The 15,801-nt window shown below is 72.7% G+C and carries 19 protein-coding genes; 9 read left to right on the top strand and 10 right to left on the bottom strand.

What is annotated here, in order from left to right:
* Positions 1-10: 10 nt before the first annotated feature.
* Together K4S16_RS26725 and K4S16_RS26720 are read right to left on the bottom strand one after the other, a co-directional pair.
* A complete protein-coding gene (locus K4S16_RS26725) occupies positions 11-682 on the bottom strand; it encodes a hypothetical protein (RefSeq protein WP_149261784.1) in 672 nt (223 codons plus the stop codon).
* Positions 683-685: 3 nt separating this feature from the next.
* Positions 686-1,189, bottom strand: coding sequence for a SigE family RNA polymerase sigma factor (locus tag K4S16_RS26720; protein WP_149261783.1), 504 nt, complete (start codon positions 1,187-1,189; stop codon positions 686-688).
* 144 nt (positions 1,190-1,333) lie between these two features.
* Between K4S16_RS26720 and K4S16_RS26715 the strand changes: the two genes are divergently transcribed.
* Complete coding sequence (locus K4S16_RS26715; RefSeq protein ID WP_149261782.1) at positions 1,334-2,446, top strand: ABC transporter substrate-binding protein; 1,113 nt, start codon at positions 1,334-1,336, stop codon at positions 2,444-2,446.
* Positions 2,447-2,472: 26 nt separating this feature from the next.
* Here the strand turns inward: K4S16_RS26715 and K4S16_RS26710 are convergent, their stop codons facing one another.
* Positions 2,473-3,468 carry a helix-turn-helix domain-containing protein gene (locus K4S16_RS26710; RefSeq protein WP_160161045.1) on the bottom strand — a complete coding sequence of 332 codons (996 nt, stop codon included), beginning with the start codon at positions 3,466-3,468 and terminating at the stop codon, positions 2,473-2,475.
* Positions 3,469-3,617: 149 nt separating this feature from the next.
* Between K4S16_RS26710 and K4S16_RS26705 the strand changes: the two genes are divergently transcribed.
* The 3 genes from K4S16_RS26705 (at position 3,618) to K4S16_RS26690 (ending at position 7,075) form a co-directional block, all read left to right on the top strand.
* On the top strand, positions 3,618-5,177 hold the full coding sequence (locus tag K4S16_RS26705; protein WP_149261780.1) for a class I adenylate-forming enzyme family protein: 1,560 nt from the start codon (positions 3,618-3,620) through the stop codon (positions 5,175-5,177).
* The gene (locus tag K4S16_RS26695) at positions 5,174-6,553 is read left to right on the top strand and encodes a class I adenylate-forming enzyme family protein (RefSeq protein WP_160161044.1); all 1,380 of its coding nucleotides are present in this window, start codon (positions 5,174-5,176) and stop codon (positions 6,551-6,553) included. The genes K4S16_RS26705 and K4S16_RS26695 overlap by 4 nt, the downstream gene beginning before the upstream one ends.
* Positions 6,554-6,688: 135 nt before the next feature.
* Positions 6,689-7,075, top strand: a complete 387-nt coding sequence (locus K4S16_RS26690; RefSeq protein WP_149261779.1) for an ATP-binding protein — start codon at positions 6,689-6,691, stop codon at positions 7,073-7,075.
* Between the two features lie 48 nt (positions 7,076-7,123).
* Here the strand turns inward: K4S16_RS26690 and K4S16_RS26685 are convergent, their stop codons facing one another.
* Together K4S16_RS26685 and folE are read right to left on the bottom strand one after the other, a co-directional pair.
* Positions 7,124-8,335 carry an NAD(P)/FAD-dependent oxidoreductase gene (locus tag K4S16_RS26685; protein WP_149261778.1) on the bottom strand — a complete coding sequence of 404 codons (1,212 nt, stop codon included), beginning with the start codon at positions 8,333-8,335 and terminating at the stop codon, positions 7,124-7,126.
* 69 nt (positions 8,336-8,404) lie between these two features.
* The gene (gene folE, locus K4S16_RS26680; protein WP_200842168.1) at positions 8,405-8,962 is read right to left on the bottom strand and encodes a GTP cyclohydrolase I; all 558 of its coding nucleotides are present in this window, start codon (positions 8,960-8,962) and stop codon (positions 8,405-8,407) included.
* A 174-nt stretch (positions 8,963-9,136) separates the two neighbouring features.
* Here folE and K4S16_RS26675 point away from each other — a divergent pair, with 174 nt between their 5' ends.
* From K4S16_RS26675 to K4S16_RS26655, 5 genes are all read left to right on the top strand, one after another.
* Positions 9,137-9,832, top strand: coding sequence for a metalloregulator ArsR/SmtB family transcription factor (locus K4S16_RS26675; RefSeq protein ID WP_149261776.1), 696 nt, complete (start codon positions 9,137-9,139; stop codon positions 9,830-9,832).
* Positions 9,829-10,062: a hypothetical protein gene (locus K4S16_RS26670; RefSeq protein WP_149261775.1), complete on the top strand. Its 234-nt coding sequence runs from the start codon at positions 9,829-9,831 to the stop codon at positions 10,060-10,062. The genes K4S16_RS26675 and K4S16_RS26670 overlap by 4 nt, the downstream gene beginning before the upstream one ends.
* Positions 10,063-10,178: 116 nt before the next feature.
* Positions 10,179-11,240, top strand: a complete 1,062-nt coding sequence (locus K4S16_RS26665; protein WP_149261774.1) for a type III polyketide synthase — start codon at positions 10,179-10,181, stop codon at positions 11,238-11,240.
* 5 nt (positions 11,241-11,245) lie between these two features.
* Positions 11,246-11,776 (top strand): isoprenylcysteine carboxyl methyltransferase family protein, encoded by a 531-nt coding sequence (locus K4S16_RS26660; protein WP_149262043.1) that lies wholly within the window; start codon positions 11,246-11,248, stop codon positions 11,774-11,776.
* Positions 11,777-11,785: 9 nt separating this feature from the next.
* A complete protein-coding gene (locus tag K4S16_RS26655) occupies positions 11,786-12,967 on the top strand; it encodes a hypothetical protein (protein WP_149261773.1) in 1,182 nt (393 codons plus the stop codon).
* A gap of 82 nt (positions 12,968-13,049) precedes the next feature.
* Here K4S16_RS26655 and K4S16_RS26650 read toward each other — a convergent pair whose 3' ends face one another.
* The 5 genes from K4S16_RS26650 to K4S16_RS26635 all read right to left on the bottom strand — a co-directional run bounded on the left by K4S16_RS26650 (position 13,050) and on the right by K4S16_RS26635 (position 15,706).
* The gene (locus K4S16_RS26650; RefSeq protein ID WP_268843275.1) at positions 13,050-13,592 is read right to left on the bottom strand and encodes a hypothetical protein; all 543 of its coding nucleotides are present in this window, start codon (positions 13,590-13,592) and stop codon (positions 13,050-13,052) included.
* A complete protein-coding gene (locus K4S16_RS46530; RefSeq protein WP_268843274.1) occupies positions 13,508-13,897 on the bottom strand; it encodes a hypothetical protein in 390 nt (129 codons plus the stop codon). The genes K4S16_RS26650 and K4S16_RS46530 overlap by 85 nt, the downstream gene beginning before the upstream one ends.
* Positions 13,894-14,367, bottom strand: coding sequence for a hypothetical protein (locus K4S16_RS26645; RefSeq protein WP_235037116.1), 474 nt, complete (start codon positions 14,365-14,367; stop codon positions 13,894-13,896). The genes K4S16_RS46530 and K4S16_RS26645 overlap by 4 nt, the downstream gene beginning before the upstream one ends.
* A 110-nt stretch (positions 14,368-14,477) precedes the next feature.
* Positions 14,478-14,954 carry a RidA family protein gene (locus K4S16_RS26640; protein WP_149261772.1) on the bottom strand — a complete coding sequence of 159 codons (477 nt, stop codon included), beginning with the start codon at positions 14,952-14,954 and terminating at the stop codon, positions 14,478-14,480.
* A 29-nt stretch (positions 14,955-14,983) separates the two neighbouring features.
* Entirely contained in the window at positions 14,984-15,706 is a 723-nt protein-coding gene (locus K4S16_RS26635) for an aspartate/glutamate racemase family protein (protein ID WP_149261771.1), read from the bottom strand.
* Between the last annotated feature and the right edge of the window lie 95 nt (positions 15,707-15,801).

The raw sequence follows: 15,801 nt of genomic DNA, 5'->3' as shown, positions 1-15,801 counted from the left end.
CAGGAGCGGCTCATGGCTTCGGCGGATGCCGCGTCTTGCACGTGTCGGATGTGCACGGGCCGCTGTAGACCTGGACGCTCCAGTGTCCAGGCGTCGGCTTGTGGGCGGCCAGGTACCGGTTGAGCGCGGGGAGTGTGGGCATGTTGCCCACATCCCTGGCCGCCCCTCTGGACAGGACGGTCGTCTCGATGGTGACGGGCACGCCGGGAGTGGTGAGCATGTAGGCCTCCCCTCCGCACCTGTAACTGCTCAGGGTGTCGTGGCTCAGTCCGAAGACGGTCGCGTCCCCGCAGTCGGCCGCCCTGACCATGGTGAACTCGCCGGTCGGGGTGAATGTGAGGCGGGCCGTCCGGCCGAACTCGGAGTAGTGCACCTCCGCCACCGGTCGCAGTCCCTCGACCCGGGCGGAGTCCGGGAAGGCGCCGTTCGTGACGCCGGTCATCGCCGGTCCGAGCGCCTCCTGCCTGCGAGGGGCGGGGCCGGAGTCGTTCCCGGCCAGCGCCTGGACCGTCCCGAACGTCCCCCCGGCCACCAGCGCGACTCCGAGGGCCCCGGCGGCGGCACGGGCCCGGTTGCCGCGCCCGACCCGGCGCCGGACGTCGGCGAGCAGGTCGGGCGAGGGCCGGCCGGGCGCGCTCGCGGCCTCCATGACCTCGGTCAGGTCCTTCAGCGTGTGGGCCATCGGTCACTCCCTTCCCTGCGGCGTGGCGGCGAGGACGCCCGGATCGACCCTGAGCTTGGCGAGGGCCTTGCTGGTCTGGCTCTTGACCGTGCCGACCGAGCAGCCGAGGACCTCGGCGACCTGCGGCTCGGACAGGTCCTCGAAGAAGCGCAGCACCACCGTGGCGCGCTGCCGGTGCGGGAGCCGCCCGAGCGCCGCCCACAGGACGGCCTTGTCCTCGGCCGCGCCGAAGCCGTCCGCCGGGTCCGCCGCCTCCGGTGGGCGTTCGGTGGGCCGCTCGCCCCGCCAGCGGCGCCTCGCCCACGACGCGTGCGTGTTGACGAGGATCCGGTAGACGTAGGGATCGGGGTCGTCCCCGATCCGCCGCCAGGCCCGCCACGCCTTCACCAGCGCCGTCTGCAGCAGGTCCTCGGCCTGGCCCCAGTCGCGGCACAGCAGGTAGGCCGTCCTGAGCAGGCGCGGCGACCGCTCCGTCACATACGCCGCGTACTCCGGTCGCTCCCGCATCCGACCTCCCAAGAGATGTTCTGCCGACATCTACCGGTTGGCCCACCGGAACGGTTGCCCGCCCCCGCCGGACATTTCCGTCTTTCCTTGGCCTCGGGGGCCGGGGATTATGGTGCGACCGAATCGCCACACGGGGGGCAGCGCATGGAAACGCCGTCATCGCGGTCTGGAGCGGAGCGCACTGCCGGGTCGTCAATCCAGGTCGGCGCGCTCGTTCCGCTGACCCCGCCCGGCTGGGTCGAGGCGGGCCGGCACCTGCTCGCCGGCCTTGAGCTGGCCGTCCGCGACGTCAACGACGCCGGCGGGATCGCCGGACGACGGCTCGAACTGGTGGTCCGGGACACCGCGGCCGACCCGCGGCGGGCCGAAGCGGCGGTCGACGAGCTGGCCCGCCTGGGCGTGGCCGCCTTGGCGGGGGAGTACCACAGCGTCGTCGCCCGCGCCGCGGCTGCCAGGGCCGACGCCCTCGGCCTGCCTTTCCTCTGCTCGTCGGCGGTTCTCGACGCGCTCACCGACAAGTCCACCGAACGGGTCGCGCGCCTGGCCCCGGCGCAGTCCCGCGGCTGGCGGATCTACGCTGACTTCCTCCTCGACCAGGGCCACAGCCGCATCGCCGTGGCCGCGCAGCCGAGCGTCTACTGGACGTCGGGGACCCGCATCCTGCGGGACCGTCTCGCTCAACGCGGCGGCACCATCGTCGAGCTCGACATGTGCGTGCTCGCCCCCGCGGCGGTGTGCGACGAGCTCGTGGCACACCGCGCGACGGCCCTCCTGCTTCTGGTCGGGCACCCGGACCCGGCGGTGCCGATCGTCCAGGCCGTCCGCCGCGACCGGCGCCTCACCGAGATCTTGATCGGCGCGCCGGCCGGGCAGCCGGAGTTCACCGAATGGGCGGCGCTGCTGGGCGACGCCGGCTCAGCGGTCCCGTTCCTGCGCTACCTGCCCGAGCGTCTCGGCCCGCTCGGCGCCCGAGTCGAGACGGCCCTCCGCGAGCGGCTGGGCCGAGCGCCGTCCTTCGTCGCCTTCGAGGGCTACGACACGGTCGCCGTCCTCGCCGACGTGCTGCGCCGCCGCGGCGCGGACCGGGCCGGCGTCGCCGAGACCTGGCCGCGGGTCGCGGTCGAGGGCACCCGCGGGCAGATCCGGTTCTCCCGTGCGCAGGGCATCAGCGTCTGGCAGTGGGCCTGGCCGCCGATCCAGGTCGTCGACCGCGACCCGGCCGAACCTGATCGATTCCGGGTCCTCCACACCGGCTGAGCCACGAGGCCCGACCGCCCGAAGCCTCAGAACGGGCTCGTCGCCGGTCGGCGCGGCGGGGCGTCGCACATCGACAGGGCCGCTCTGCGGTGCTCGCGGGGGCTCATGTCGTAGCGGGCCCGGAAGGCGCGGCTGAGGCCGGGCGCGTCCGGCAGGCCCCAGCGGGCGCCGATCTCCGCGATGGACCGTCCGGCGAGCAGCGGGGAGCCCAGGTCGTCGAAGCAGCGGCGCAGCCGCTCCTCGCGCAGCCAGCGCCCGAACGAGGTGCCTTCGCGGGAGAACAGCCGGTGGAGCTGGCGCAGCGAGATGTTGTTGGCCGCGGCGACCTTGGGCGGGGACAGGCACGGGTCGGACAGGTGCAGCTGCATGTAGAGCTGGACCCGGCGCAGCAGCTCCTCTCCCGGTGAGGCGGGCGGGCGGTCGATGCCGGTGAGCGGGGCGAGCGCGGTCGCGACGAGGTCCAGCGCCATCTCGGCGAGCCGCTGCCCGGTCTCCGGACTGGCCGTGTCCGCCATCCGGGTGGCGTTGACCAGGAAGGGGGAGACCAGGCGGCCGACCATGGAGTCCACCGCGATCCGGCGGGCCGTGGCACCGGCCGCCTCGATGCCGCGCTCGCTCAGCGCGGCGCGGGGGAACTGCAGCACCAGATGATCGAACTGCGGGCCCTGGAAGTCCACCAGGTAGGGGCGCGTGCTGTCGAACAGCGCCAGGTCGCCCGGTTCCAGAACGGCTCTCCTCCCGTCCTGGTGGCCGACGGTCCGGCCGCGCAGCTGCAGTGCGAGCAGGCAGACGTCCTCCTCCGCCGACCGCAGATGGCGGCGTGACCGCTCGGCGGTCATCGGATCGGTCAGGATGCGGGTCGCCTGGATCGGGCCGACCTGGTGGTTCCGCACCATGCCGCGGAACCTTCCGCCGCTGGTCTGGGCCACGTCCAGCTGGATGAAGGTCGAGCAGATGACCTCGTGCCAGTACGCGATCCGGTCCCGCGGCGGGACCTGTTCGGTGGAGAGCACCTGTCCCACGAGGCCAACGCTAGGCCGGTGTGTCCGGGGGGACAAGGCAGGACTTGTCGCTGCGTGCCAGATGGCTTGTCGCTCCGTGCAGCGGACGTCCGCGGACGGCGCCCGCCTCCTAGCTTCGTGGGCATCGCTCGACCTCACGAGGAGGAAAGATGCTGATCAGGGCGGGGATGCTGCCGGGTGACGCGGCGGCGCGGTTCGCCGGGAGGACGGCGCTCACCACGGCCGGCGGGACCCAGACCTTCGCGGAGCTCGACGCGTCGGCGAACCGGGTCGCCACCGGCCTGGCCGCCCTCGGGGTGGGCGAAGGGGAGCGGGTCGGCGTGCTCTCCCACAACCGGGCCGAGGTCGTGCACGCCTGGCTGGGATGCGAACGGGCCGGAATCGTCCGGGTCGTCCTGCACAGCCACTTCGACATGGGCACCCATGCGGAGCTTCTGGAGCAGGTGGGGGCCCACGGGCTGATCTTCGACGTCCGCTTCGCCGATGCCGTCGATGCGCACCGGGACCGGCTCGGCGACCTCCTGCTGATCGCGGTCGGCGAGGACCCGCCCTCCTGGGCCACCCCGTGGACGGACGTCCTGGCGGCCGGGTCCCCCGTGGCCGAGCCCCTGGACGTGGACGAGGACTCCCCCGCGTTCATCCAGCCCACGTCCGGCACCACGGGCTCCCCGAAACCCTGGACGGTCAGCCACCGCTCGTGGGCGGCGGTGGTCGACCAGAACCTCCACCACGTCGACACGTTCGCACCCGGACTCGAACCGGTCGGCCCCTCCGACGTCGTACTGCACGCGCACGCGCTGCAGTGGGCGACGGGATTCCAGCTCCTGTACCCCTACCTCGTCCGCGGCGCCCGGACGGTGCTGGTGGACGACTCCGACTTCGACCCCGCCCACGTCCTGGACGTCATCGTCTCCGAGGGCGTCACCGGGCTCCTGCTGCCGGCGCCGATGCTCGACCCGATCCTCGACGTCGTCGAGCTGCGCGGCGGCGTCGGGCACCGGCTGCGCCGGCTGGTGGTGTTCTTCGCGACCCCCGAGCTGCTGGAGCGCACGACCGCACTGCTGGGGCCGGTGTGGTGCCACGGGTTCGGCTCGACCGAGCAGGGCGCGGTGACCACACGCCTGCTCGCATCGGAGGTGGCCGAGGATCCGCGGCGGATCACCAGCGTGGGACGTCCCGCCTCCCCGTTCTTCGAGGTGGCCATCGTCGACGACGCCGGCCGGCGGGTCCCGACGGGGCGGCTGGGCGAGATCGTGGTCCGCAGCGCGATGTCGATCGGCCATTACTGGGGCATGCCCGATCGCACGGAGGACGCCTTCCTGCCCGGCGACTGGTTCAGGCCCGCCGACGTCGGCCATCTCGACGAGGACGGATTCCTCTACTACGTCGACCGCGCCGCCGACTCGATCCCGACGGCGTCCGGGAGCGTGTACCCGCACGCCGTGGAGGCGGCCGTGCTGAAGCACCCGGCAGTGGCCAACTGCGGTGTCGTCGGGCTCGGGGACGACCGGGTCGTGGCCGCGGTCGTGCTCAAGGAGGGCTTCGCCGACACCGAGGCCCTGCGGGAGGCGATCGACCGCACGGCCGCGCCGGGACTGTTCCCGCACGAGCGGCCCGAGATCGTCGTGGTCGACGAGCTGCCCTGCGTGCTGGGCGGGGCGAAGGTGCAGCGGGCCGTCCTGCGCGAGCGCCTGGCGGCGGGATCGTGACCGCCGCCCGGGCCGCCCTCCTGGCCGCCGGACCCCGCGTGCTGATCAGCGATGACCGGGGAGGCGCGCGCACCGGCGACGAACTCGCCGCGCGCGTCGACCGGCTCGCCGGGGCCCTGGCCGAGCGCGGCCTGGCGGGCGGGCGGATCGGGCTGTGGCACACCAACGCGATCGCCGCCGTCGAGGCGTCCCTCGCGGTCGAGTGGCTGGGCGCGACCAGGGTCCCCGTCGATCCCGGTGCCGCGCCCGCCGAGGCCGCCTCGATCTGGAAGGCCGCCGGCACGGACGCCGTCCTGGTGGACCGCGAGCACGCCGGGGGCGGCGCGCTGGTCCACGACGACGACGAGCCGCTGACCGGCCCGCCGGCGCCGTCCGAGCCGGAGGTCCCCGCGGAGCGCACCCTGCTGCTCTACCCGCGGGCCGTCCGTTCGGGGGAGCTGATGGCGGTGCCGATCTCGTACGGCAACTGGGAGGCCGCGATGGCCGCCAACATCGCCCTCTACCGCGATGGCGGCTACGGCCCGGGCTTCGGGCCGGACGAGTGCTTCCTCACCGTCCAGCAGCTGATGCACGGCACGGGACTCGTGGGGACCTTCCCGTTCCTGCGCATGGGGCTGCCGCAGACGATCATGCGCCGGTTCGACGCCGACGCCGTCCTCGACCTGCTGCGGTCCGGCACGGTCACCTCGACGATGATGGTGACCGGCATGGTCTCCCGGCTCGCCGCCGCCGTGCGGAGCCGTCCGGGCGGGCTGGGCTCCCTGCGGCGCCTCCTCTACGGCGGGGCGCCCATGGCGCCGGAAGACCTGCGCGACACCGCGCTCCTGCTCCCGGACGTCCTTGTCCAGATCTACGGTCGGCTGGAGGGCGGCTGGCCCCTCACCGTCCTCGACCAGGCCGATCACCGGGCGGTGGCCGAGGGCGACATGTCCCGGGCGGGCAGCTGCGGCCGTCCCGTCGCCGCGGCCGGTGAGCTGCGCCTCGGGCCGTCCGGGGAGATCAGCGTCCGGTCGCCGATGGTGGTCGCCGAGTACGCCGACGCCGACGGGTGGTGCTCGCTGGGCGACCTGGGACGACTGGAGGACGGCCACCTCCGTCTCCGCGGGCGGCTCGACCGAATGATCAACACCGGGTACCACGTCTACCCGCAGGAGATCGAGGACGCCGTCCGCCGCGTCCCCGGTGTGGCCGACGTCCTCGTACGCGGGGAACCCGACGAGCGGCACGGCGAGGTCGTCGTCGCCCATCTCGTCGCCCGCGGCGACGTCTCCCCGCGGCCGCTGGTCGCCAGGGTGGACGCCGAGCTGCGGTCGCGGTTCGCGCGGTACAAGGTGCCGCGCCGCTATCTGGTCACCGGAACCCTCCCCAAGGAGTGATCGCCATGCCGATCGAGTCGCACACCGCCCATCACGGACCCCGGCCGCGGAAGGCCGCGCCCGGCGAGGGCACCGCCCGCGGCGGCCGCGGGCGGCCGCCGGGATCCGGGACCGCGCCGCCCGGGAGGTGCCCTGATGACCCGTGAGACGGCGCTGATCGGTACGGCGGCCTTTCCCGGCACCGGTCGTTCGGTGGCGCGCGCCCGCCGGTTCGTGCGCGAGGTGCTCGGGACGGGGCCGGTGGCCGACACGGTCGAACTGTGCGTCAGCGAACTGGTCACCAACGCCGTCCGACATTCGGCCAGCGGTGACGGCGGTCAGATCACCGTCACCGTCGCAGCGGACGGCGACGTGATCCGCGGCGAGGTGACCGACGACGGCGCGGCGGACTCCACTCCCCACGTCAGGGGCGCGGCCCGCGACGAGGGCGGCCGCGGAATGATGATCGTTGACGCCCTCACCACGCGCTGGGGCGTCACCCCGGCGCCGCCCGGCGTGACGGTGTGGTTCGAATGCTCCTGAGGGTCCGCCGGTGCGGTCGCAGGCGCCGCGAGGCCGGGCCGGAGCCGGTCAGAGGTCCGTGAGGGCGATGTCCGCGTCGGCGAGCCGGTCGGTCGTGATCGCGCGGCCGACGAGCGAGCGGAGGTCGTCGTTGACGTCCCAGATGTTGACGTTCATCGCGGCGGTGACGAGGCCGTCGCGGAGCCAGAAGGCGATGTACTCGCCGCCCGCGGTGTCCCCTCGGATGACTACGTCGTCCTCGGCGTGGGCGTGCCCGACGTACTCCATGCCGAGGTCGAACTGGTCGGTGTAGAAGTACGGCTGCCAGTCGTACCGGCCGGGACGGTCGAGGATCGACATCGCGGCCAGCCGGCCCTGGCGGATGGCGTTGTCCCAGTGCTCGACCCGCAGGGACCGTCCGAGCGCGGTGTTGCGGGCGGTGACGACATCGCCCGCCGCGAGGATCGCGGGGTCGCTGGTGCGGAGCCGTTCGTCGGCGACGACCCCGCCGTCGACCTTGAGGCCGGCCTCGGCGGCGAGAGCGGTGTTGGGGGTGGCGCCCACGCCGATGACGACCAGGTCGGCGGGGACCAGGCCGTGGTCCGTCCGCACTCCGGTCGCCTTCCCGCCGGAGCCCACGATCTCGGAGACCGACACCCCGGTGCGGAGGTCGACCCCGTGGGAGCGGTGCAGCTCGGCGAAGTACCGGCCCAGGCGGTCGCCCAGCACGCGCTGGAGGGGGAGCGGCGCGTACTCGAGCACCGTCACCTCCCGGCCGGCCGCGCGCGCGGCGGACGCCACCTCCAGCCCGATCCAGCCGCCACCGATCACGACCCATCGGCCGCCCTCGTCCAGCGCGGCTCTCAGCGCGTCGCCGTCGCCGATCCGCCGGAGCGTGTGCACCCCCGCCAGCTCGGTGCCGGGGATGTCGAGGACGCGCGGGCTGGATCCGGTGGTGATCACGACTTGCCGGAAGGCCACCGAGTCCCCCGACGCGAGCCGCACCTGCCGTCCGAACCGGTCGATGGACACGGCCGCCTCACCGAACCGCGTGTCGATCCCGTGGTCGGCGTACCAGTTCTCGCCGTGGACGTACAGCGAGGAGGCCTCGGTCTTCCCCTGCAGGTAGCCCTTGGACAGGGCGGGTCGCTCGTACGGCCGTTCGCGTTCGTCTCCGATGAGCGTGATCGGCTCATCGAACCCTTGCTCCCGCAGGGTCTGCACGACGTTCGCGGCGGCGAGTCCGGCTCCGATGACGACACATCCCGGATCTGCGGCCATCGCAGGCTCCTTTCCGATCCAATTCGTTCGCGGCTGGGGGGTCAGCGGTCATGCGTCAGCGCGGGGGCGTCAGGTGGTCGTCGCGGCGAGGAACTCAGCGCGGGTGGCCGGGTTCTCGCGGAGGGCGCCGGACAGTGCCGTCGTCCTGGTGACCGTCCCGCCGGCCCGGACGCCCCGCAGGGTCATGCAGGTGTGCTCAGCCTCGATGACGACACCGACCCCGCCGGGGCGCAGCCGCTCGTCCAGCCAGGTGGTGATCTGCCAGGTGAGGCGTTCCTGGACCTGCGGGCGGCGGGCGAACATCTCCACCACGCGGGCGAACTTCGACAGCCCGAGGATCCGGTCGCCCGGCAGGTAGCCGACGTGCGCGGTCCCGGTGAAGGGGAGCAGATGGTGCTCGCAGACCGACTGCACCGGTATCGACCTGACCACGACCAGCTCGTCGTACCCCTCGTGGTTGGGGAAGGTGGTCATCTCGAAAGTGCGCGGCGTGAGCATCTCCCGGTACGCCTGGGCCATCCGCAACGGGCTGTTGCGCGTGCCGGGTTCGTCGCAGGCCACGCCGAGCGCTTCGAGGAACTCCCGTGCCGCGCGTGCCGCCACCTGCAGGCCGACATCCGGGTCCATCGAGATCGGGTCGTGGCCGGCGTTCGGGTGGCCGCTCGGGGAGCTGATGGTCTCGGTCATGAAGGCAGAGGATCGGTGCGCATGGATTGGCTCCAGGTCTAACGGATAGTAGAATCAACGTTAGAGCTGGAGCGACTGTAACGTCAACACTGATGTCCGTTAGAAGGTGGGCGGGTGCCTGGATTCGAGCAGAACGTGGCCGGGATCGGCGCCCTTGCCGAACCGGTGCGCCGGGCGCTCTACCTGTATGTGTGCGCGCAGGCGGCGCCGGTGAGCCGGGACGAGGCCGCCGAGGCGGTGGGCGTGCCGCGCCACCAGGCCAAGTTCCATCTCGACCGGCTCGAGGCCGAAGGGCTCCTCGAAGCCGACTACGCCCGCCTCACCGGCCGGACCGGGCCCGGCGCCGGACGCACCTCCAAGCGCTACCGCCGGACGTCGCACGACATCGCCGTCTCGCTGCCGGACCGGCGGTACGAGCTGGCGGGACGGCTGATGGCCGAGGCGATCACGGAGTCGGCGCGGACCGGCGCACCCGTCCTCGACACGCTCCACCGGGTCGCCGCCGCACATGGCATGGCGATCGGAAGCGCGGTCGCGGACGGTGCTCGAACACCGCCTGCCGAGGCTCTCGACGCCGCTCTCGGCGCGCTGGCCGAGTACGGCTACGAGCCGCGGCGCGAGGGCGACCGCGCGGTCATGGCCAACTGCCCCTTCCACGCCCTCGCCCGGACGCACACCGAGCTCGTCTGCCACATGAACCATGCCCTCATCAACGGGCTCATCGACGCGGTCGGGGCCCACGAGTTCGAGGCGAGCCTCGATCCCGGCGAGGACCGCTGCTGCGTGACCCTCACGGCGAGGCCGCGATGACGGCCTCGCCGCCCGGCGCTCACGCCGAAGGGGCCGACGGACGCGACCTGGTCGCCGTCCTGCGGCGCTGGGAGGATTGCGGGGCCGTGTGGCGGGTGCTGGCCCGGGGGCGGTCCGGGGTCACGGTGGCGCTGTGCCAGTGCGACGGCGGCCAGGAGGTCGAGCGGTTCACCTCGGCCGATCCCTCGCTGCTGGCCTTCCTCGCCGGCCGTTCCAGCAGCGAGGAGTGACAGCGGAGGCGCTCGCCTCGCCGCGGGGGTCCGGCCGGTTCCGAGAGGGGAGATTGATCCGCTGGTACAAGCCGCGCTGGTGGGGAAGGAGCCGGGAGGGTGGCTTAGGGGGAGCTGTGCGTGTAGGGGCTGTGCGGACCGTCCTGCCGGAACATCACTACGACCAGCGTGAGATCACTGAGGCCGTCGTCAGGGCGACCAGCGCCGATCGGCGGGTGGTGGAGCGTTTCCACACCGCCACCCGGGTGGCGGGCCGGTACCTCGCGCTCCCGATCGACAAGTACGCGAACCTCGACGGTTTCACCACGTCGAACGGCGCCTACGTCGATGCCGCGCTGTCCCTCGGGGAGCGGGCCGCCAGGGGCGCGCTGGAGGCGGCCGGGGTCGACGCGTCGCAGGTCGATCAGCTGGTCTTCTGCTCCTCGACCGGGGTCGCCACCCCCTCGCTGGACGCGACCCTGGCACAGCGCCTGGGCCTGCGGCAGGACGTCAAGCGGGTCCCGATCTTCGGCCTGGGATGCGCGGCCGGCGCCGCGGGGCTGTCGCGGCTGTACGACTACCTGCGCGCCTGGCCCGACCAGGTGGCGGTGCTGGTCTGCGTCGAGCTGTGCTCGCTGACGGCGCAGCGCGACGACGACTCGCTGGCCAACCTGGTGGCCAGCGGCCTGTTCGGGGACGGCGCCGCGGCCGCCGTGGCGGTCGGGAACGACCGGGAGGCCGCCGCCGGTGGGCCGGTCCGCTGGGGGCCCCAGGTCGTCGCGACCCGCAGCAAGCTCTATCCCGGCACCCAGCGGCTCATGGGATGGGACGTCGGCGAGCACGGCTTCCGGATCGTCCTGGCCGCCGACCTGGTGGACCACGTCGAGGCGACGCTGGCGGACGACGTCGCCGCCTTCCTCGGCGAGCACGGCCTGTCTCCCGACGAGGTGCCCTCGTGGGTCTGCCATCCCGGCGGGCCGAAGGTGATCGAGAAGATCGCCGAGGCCTTCGCCCTCGGGGCCGGTGAACTCGACCTGACCTGGGACTCCCTGCGGAAAAACGGCAATCTGTCGTCGGTCTCTGTGCTCAACGTCCTGCAGGAGACGATCGAACGGCGCCGCCCGCCGGAGGGCGATCCCGGGCTGCTGCTGGCACTCGGCCCCGGGTTCTCCGCCGAACTGCTCCTGCTGCGCTGGTGACCTCCGTGACCGGGTTCACCCTGCTCGTAGCGCTCGTCGGAGCCGAGCGGATCGCGGAGCTGGTCGTGGCCCGCCGCAACCAGGCCTGGGCCAGGAGCAGGGGCGGTGTCGAGTACGGGCGCGGACTCTACCCGGGGATCGTCGCCGCCCACGTCGGCCTGCTCGGCGGCGCGCTGCTCGAAGTGCGGCTGCTCGACCGCCCCTTCATCCCGCTCCTGGGCTGGTCGATGCTGGGTCTGACCGTCCTGGCCCAGGGACTGCGCTGGTGGTGCATCGCCACACTCGGCAGGCGCTGGAACACCAGGGTGATCATCGTTCCGCACCTGCCGCTGGTGGACGCGGGTCCCTACCGCCGCCTGCGCCACCCCAACTACGTGGCGGTCGTCGCCGAAGGCATCGCCCTGCCCTTGGTGCACACCTGCTGGACCACCGCCCTGGTGTTCACCATCGTGAACCTCGGCCTTCTGAGGTTCCGCATCAGAACCGAGAACACCGCCCTCCAATACGCCACCGCCCCGGACGCTTTCGGCCGGTAGATTGGCCGGGTGAATCGAGAGGTGTTCGCCGCGCGGTTCGCCGCATCGACTCGGGCCGCCTGGGAGGTCGCCCAGTCACTGGTCTCCGAGGATTTGCCGGAGCCGCTGGTTTTCAGGGTACGGCTCAACCAATCCTACGACGGGCACCCCCCGCAATCCGGCGAGTTGAGGTTTCCGGAGGACAGTGCCCGGAATCGGGCCGTCGAACTGAGCAGATGCGACGCGGAAACCGTCGTGGCCGAATTGTGGCGCGACGGCCACGTCCCCGAATGGGTGAACGTCGCGGCGGTCAGTGAGACGGGCACGGCGACGGTTGTCGAAGTCGTCTGCTGCGGGCGCTTCACGAGCGACGATTCCCGGCTCTATCACTCCGAAGAGGGAACGCCGCCGTTTCACGTGTTGAGCCCGCTCCTGCCGCCCCGGCATGACGGCACCCCGTTCAGCATTCACACGCATGCCGAATGCCGGCACCGCTCCGACCTCGAACCACTGGCGACCGCCTCCGACCGGGTGTGGTCGCTCACCCTGATGACCGAAGAGTTCGATGACCGCCTGCTTTCCGCTGTGCCGAACCTGCCGAGCCTTGAGATCTTCGAGCATCGGGCGTGCACGATCGAGGCCGAAGCACTGTCGGCTTTCCTCCGTTTCCCGAAACTGCGGATCCTGCGCCTTTATCTCGGGGAGCCGGGCGCCTTCCATGCCGGCGTCGGCGGCGGGCGACTCGATGCCCTCGCCGATCTGACGATTGCCAACCTCCCCTCGCGCCCATGGGGTCAGGAAATGCTGACCGAAGCCGCCCCCGGCCTCACGAGCGTCCATCTCAGCGCGAACGAGTCCCTCTGGTTGGACGCCCCCTTTTCTTCGGCCCTGAACAGCGTGACGCTCACGGCGGCCAACGTCGCCGGTTCGGCGAGGTTGCCCGCGAAGCTCGACCGTCTGGACATCTGTCTCACCTCTGCCGCCGATGAGGACCTGATGACACTGCTCGACGGCGTCAGGTGCATGAGGTCGTTGAGCCTTCGCGGGACACCGGTCACCGATGCGATCGTTCCGGTGCTCGAGCGGTACGACCTCGACCACCTCGACCTCGTCGACACCGAGGTGACGGCCCCGACGCTGTCCCGGTTCCGCGCGGACCATCCCGGTACCAGAGTGTTTCCGCGCCCTGTCCCTTCCCGCCCGGCGACCTGACGAGCGTGCCGCGGTGCACACGGCCGGGAGCGCGTCGAGGACCGCGCGGACCGGGTCGGCGGTGAATTGCCGGAGTCCTCGCTCAGGTGGCCGGGTCGCGGCTCGAAAGCTCCGCAGCGACGTCGATGATCTGGGGCTCGGTCATCAACGGCGCGATGACGCGTTCGGCGACCTCGGTCAGCGCGAAGACGTCGACTCCCGGGTCGTGGCCGGTCCGTTCCAGCGCCGCGGCGAGAACCTCCGTCTGGGCGTTGCCCGCCCCGGCCCCGAGGCCCCGGAGCGACCCGCCGATGTAGGTCGCTCCGTTCTCGACCGCGGAGAGCGCGTTGCCGACGCTCACCCCCAGGTTGTTGTGGGCGTGGAACCCGATGTCGGCGCGGACCGCGTCGCGCAGCGCGGCGACGCGGGCTCCGGCGGAGTCGGGCACGAGCGCCCCGGCGGAGTCGACCACGTAGACCACTTCCGCGCCGTAGGAGTCCAGCTTGGCGGCCTGCGCGGCGAGGGCCGCGGGCTTGAGCTTGTGGCTCATCATCAGGAAGCTCATGACGCGCATGCCGTGGTCGCGGGCGTGGCGGGTCGGCTGCTCGGCGCAGTCGGCCTCGGTGCAGTGCGTGGCGACCCGCACCGTGGTCGCCCCCGCGTCGCGGACGGCGTCCAGGGCCGCGAGCGTCGAGATCCCGGCACGTACAGCACGGCGATGTCCGCCCTGTCCACCGCGGCGACGGCGGCCCGCACGTACTCGACGTCCGTCGCGGCGGCGAACCCGTACTGGACCGAGGAGGCGCCGATGCCGATGCCGTGGGCGACCTCGATGACCCGCACCCCGGCCCCGTCGAGGCCTCCGGCGACCGCGCCGACCTGTTCCGGCGTGAACGCGTGCGCGACGCTGCTCATGCCGTCGCGCAGGCTCGTGTCGACGAGAGTGATCATCGGGCGGCTCCCAGGGGCGTCTCCGCGATCCGTTCGGCGACGCTCCGGCGGACCCTCGCGTACACGGTGTCGCGCATGGCCATGGGCGGCTCGGCCGGATTGATCAGGGAGAACGCCTTGGCCTCGTCCACTCCGGCGACCGCGACCAGGGCCTGCCCGGTCTTCTCGCTGAACTCGCTGAGGTTCGACCGGGTGCCCGGACCGGCACCGGCGCTCGCGATGGTCGCCACGATCTCGCCGTACGACGCGTCGGCCACCTGGTCGATCGCGTACAGCAGGGGGATGGTGGCCTGTCCCGCGCAGCCGCCCATGTTGAGGTTCGGCGCCTCCAGGTGGTCGTCGAGGTTGACGGCCGGCACGACCCAGGGGCCGACCGACGCGGGCGTCAGGTCGATCGCGGTGATCCCCGCGGCCGCGTAGCGCGGCGCGGCCGCGGCGTGCGCCTTCGCCGAGGTCGCCTCGAAGACCAGCGGAGGCCGGTCCGGTCGCCGAGCAGCCAGTCGACGCCCTCTGCGGACACCTCGACGCCGAGGCCCTTCCCCCGCAGGCCGGCGGCGGGGGATCCGGGGGAGTCGCGGGCTCAGCCGTGTGCCGGCCGGTGGAGTTCGACCAGGAGTTCCAGTTCGACGGGGGAGCCCAGCGGCAGCGCCGACACCCCGACCGCCGAGCGGGCATGGCGTCCGGCGTCGCCGAAGAGCTCGCGGAGCAGGTCCGACGCCCCGTCGGCGACCTGCGGGTGCCGGGTGAAGTCGGCCGTCGACGCGACGAACACCAGGGCCTTGACCACGCGGGCCACCGCCGCCAGGTCACCGGTCTCCGCCTTCAGCGCGGCCAAGGCGTTCAGCGCGCACTGGCGCGCGCATGCGTAGCCGAGTTCCATGCCGACCGCGTCGCCGAGCCGGCCGGCCGCGATCAGGCGTCCTTCCCGCAGCGGCACCTGGCCCGATACGTGGACGTGGTCACCGCTGCGCACGGCGGGCACATACGTCCCGACCGGCGGGACGGCCTCCGGCAGCGCCGGCCCCAGTTCCGCGAGGCGCTGTTCGGGACGGGACATCGCGCGCCCCGTTCCGCGGCGTCCCGGGCTCATCGGGGGCCGCCGCGCCAGTCGGGCATCGCCCGCTCGCCGACGGCGACGTCATAGGCCGCGCGGGCCAGCAGACGGGTCGAGTCCAGCGTCGGCAGGGACGAGACGTCGGGCGTGATCAGCAGCGGGATCTCGGTGCAGACGAGGGCGACCGCGTCGCAGCCCCGGTCTGCCAGCCGGTCGATGACGCGGAGGTACTCCCGGCGCGACGCGTCGCTGATCACGCCGTTCACCAGTTCCGCGAAGATGACCTCGTTGACGAGGTCGCGGTCGTGGGCGTCCGGCAGTTCCGCGGCGATCCCGCGGGCGGCGAACGCGCGCGGATACAGCGGGCCGTCCATCGTGTACCTGGTGCCCAGCACGCCGACACGGGTGCGCCCCTCGGCCGCGGCCTGGTCCGCGACGACCTCGGCGATGTGCAGGCCCGGCAGCGCCAGGTCCGGTCCCGGCGCCTCCAGGGCCATGTGGGCGGTGTTGTCCGGGCAGACGAAGAAGTCGGCGCCCGCCCGGGCGAGCCGCTGCGCGCTGGTGGCCAGGGTGGCCCGGACGGCCGCGTGGTCCCCCGCGTCCCAGGCGGGCATGCTGTACCCGAAGGCGATGTAGTCCAGGGTGACGTCGGGGTGCTCGTTGCGGCCCGTCCGGCGGAACCCCTCCTCGCAGAAGGTGAGGAAGCACAGCGCGGCCCCTCCCGTGCTGTGGGCGAGGACCCCAAGGTGTTTCACGACGGCTCCGGCGTTCTCCGGTGAATCGGGACGACTTGATTCTTCCCGGCGGATCCCGACATGCCTACTCTGAGGCATCGATCGATATGGCACCC

The organism is Actinomadura sp. K4S16 (assembly GCF_008327685.1).
GTDB lineage: Bacteria > Actinomycetota > Actinomycetes > Streptosporangiales > Streptosporangiaceae > Spirillospora.
Note: the sequence above shows the minus strand (reverse complement) of the source record. Positions and strands in the feature narration are given on the sequence as shown.

What these genes read in the sequence shown, in the direction of transcription:
- K4S16_RS26715 (WP_149261782.1), top strand. Translation starts at nt 1,334, where the DNA reads ATGGAAACGCCGTCATCGCGGTCTGGAGCGGAGCGCACTGCCGGGTCG.
- K4S16_RS26725 (WP_149261784.1), bottom strand. Translation starts at nt 682, where the DNA reads ATGGCCCACACGCTGAAGGACCTGACCGAGGTCATGGAGGCCGCGAGC.
- K4S16_RS26690 (WP_149261779.1), top strand. Translation starts at nt 6,689, where the DNA reads ATGACCCGTGAGACGGCGCTGATCGGTACGGCGGCCTTTCCCGGCACC.
- K4S16_RS26720 (WP_149261783.1), bottom strand. Translation starts at nt 1,189, where the DNA reads ATGCGGGAGCGACCGGAGTACGCGGCGTATGTGACGGAGCGGTCGCCG.
- folE (WP_200842168.1), bottom strand. Translation starts at nt 8,962, where the DNA reads ATGGACCCGGATGTCGGCCTGCAGGTGGCGGCACGCGCGGCACGGGAG.
- K4S16_RS26685 (WP_149261778.1), bottom strand. Translation starts at nt 8,335, where the DNA reads ATGGCCGCAGATCCGGGATGTGTCGTCATCGGAGCCGGACTCGCCGCC.
- K4S16_RS46530 (WP_268843274.1), bottom strand. Translation starts at nt 13,897, where the DNA reads ATGATCACTCTCGTCGACACGAGCCTGCGCGACGGCATGAGCAGCGTC.
- K4S16_RS26640 (WP_149261772.1), bottom strand. Translation starts at nt 14,954, where the DNA reads ATGTCCCGTCCCGAACAGCGCCTCGCGGAACTGGGGCCGGCGCTGCCG.
- K4S16_RS26670 (WP_149261775.1), top strand. Translation starts at nt 9,829, where the DNA reads ATGACGGCCTCGCCGCCCGGCGCTCACGCCGAAGGGGCCGACGGACGC.
- K4S16_RS26705 (WP_149261780.1), top strand. Translation starts at nt 3,618, where the DNA reads ATGCTGATCAGGGCGGGGATGCTGCCGGGTGACGCGGCGGCGCGGTTC.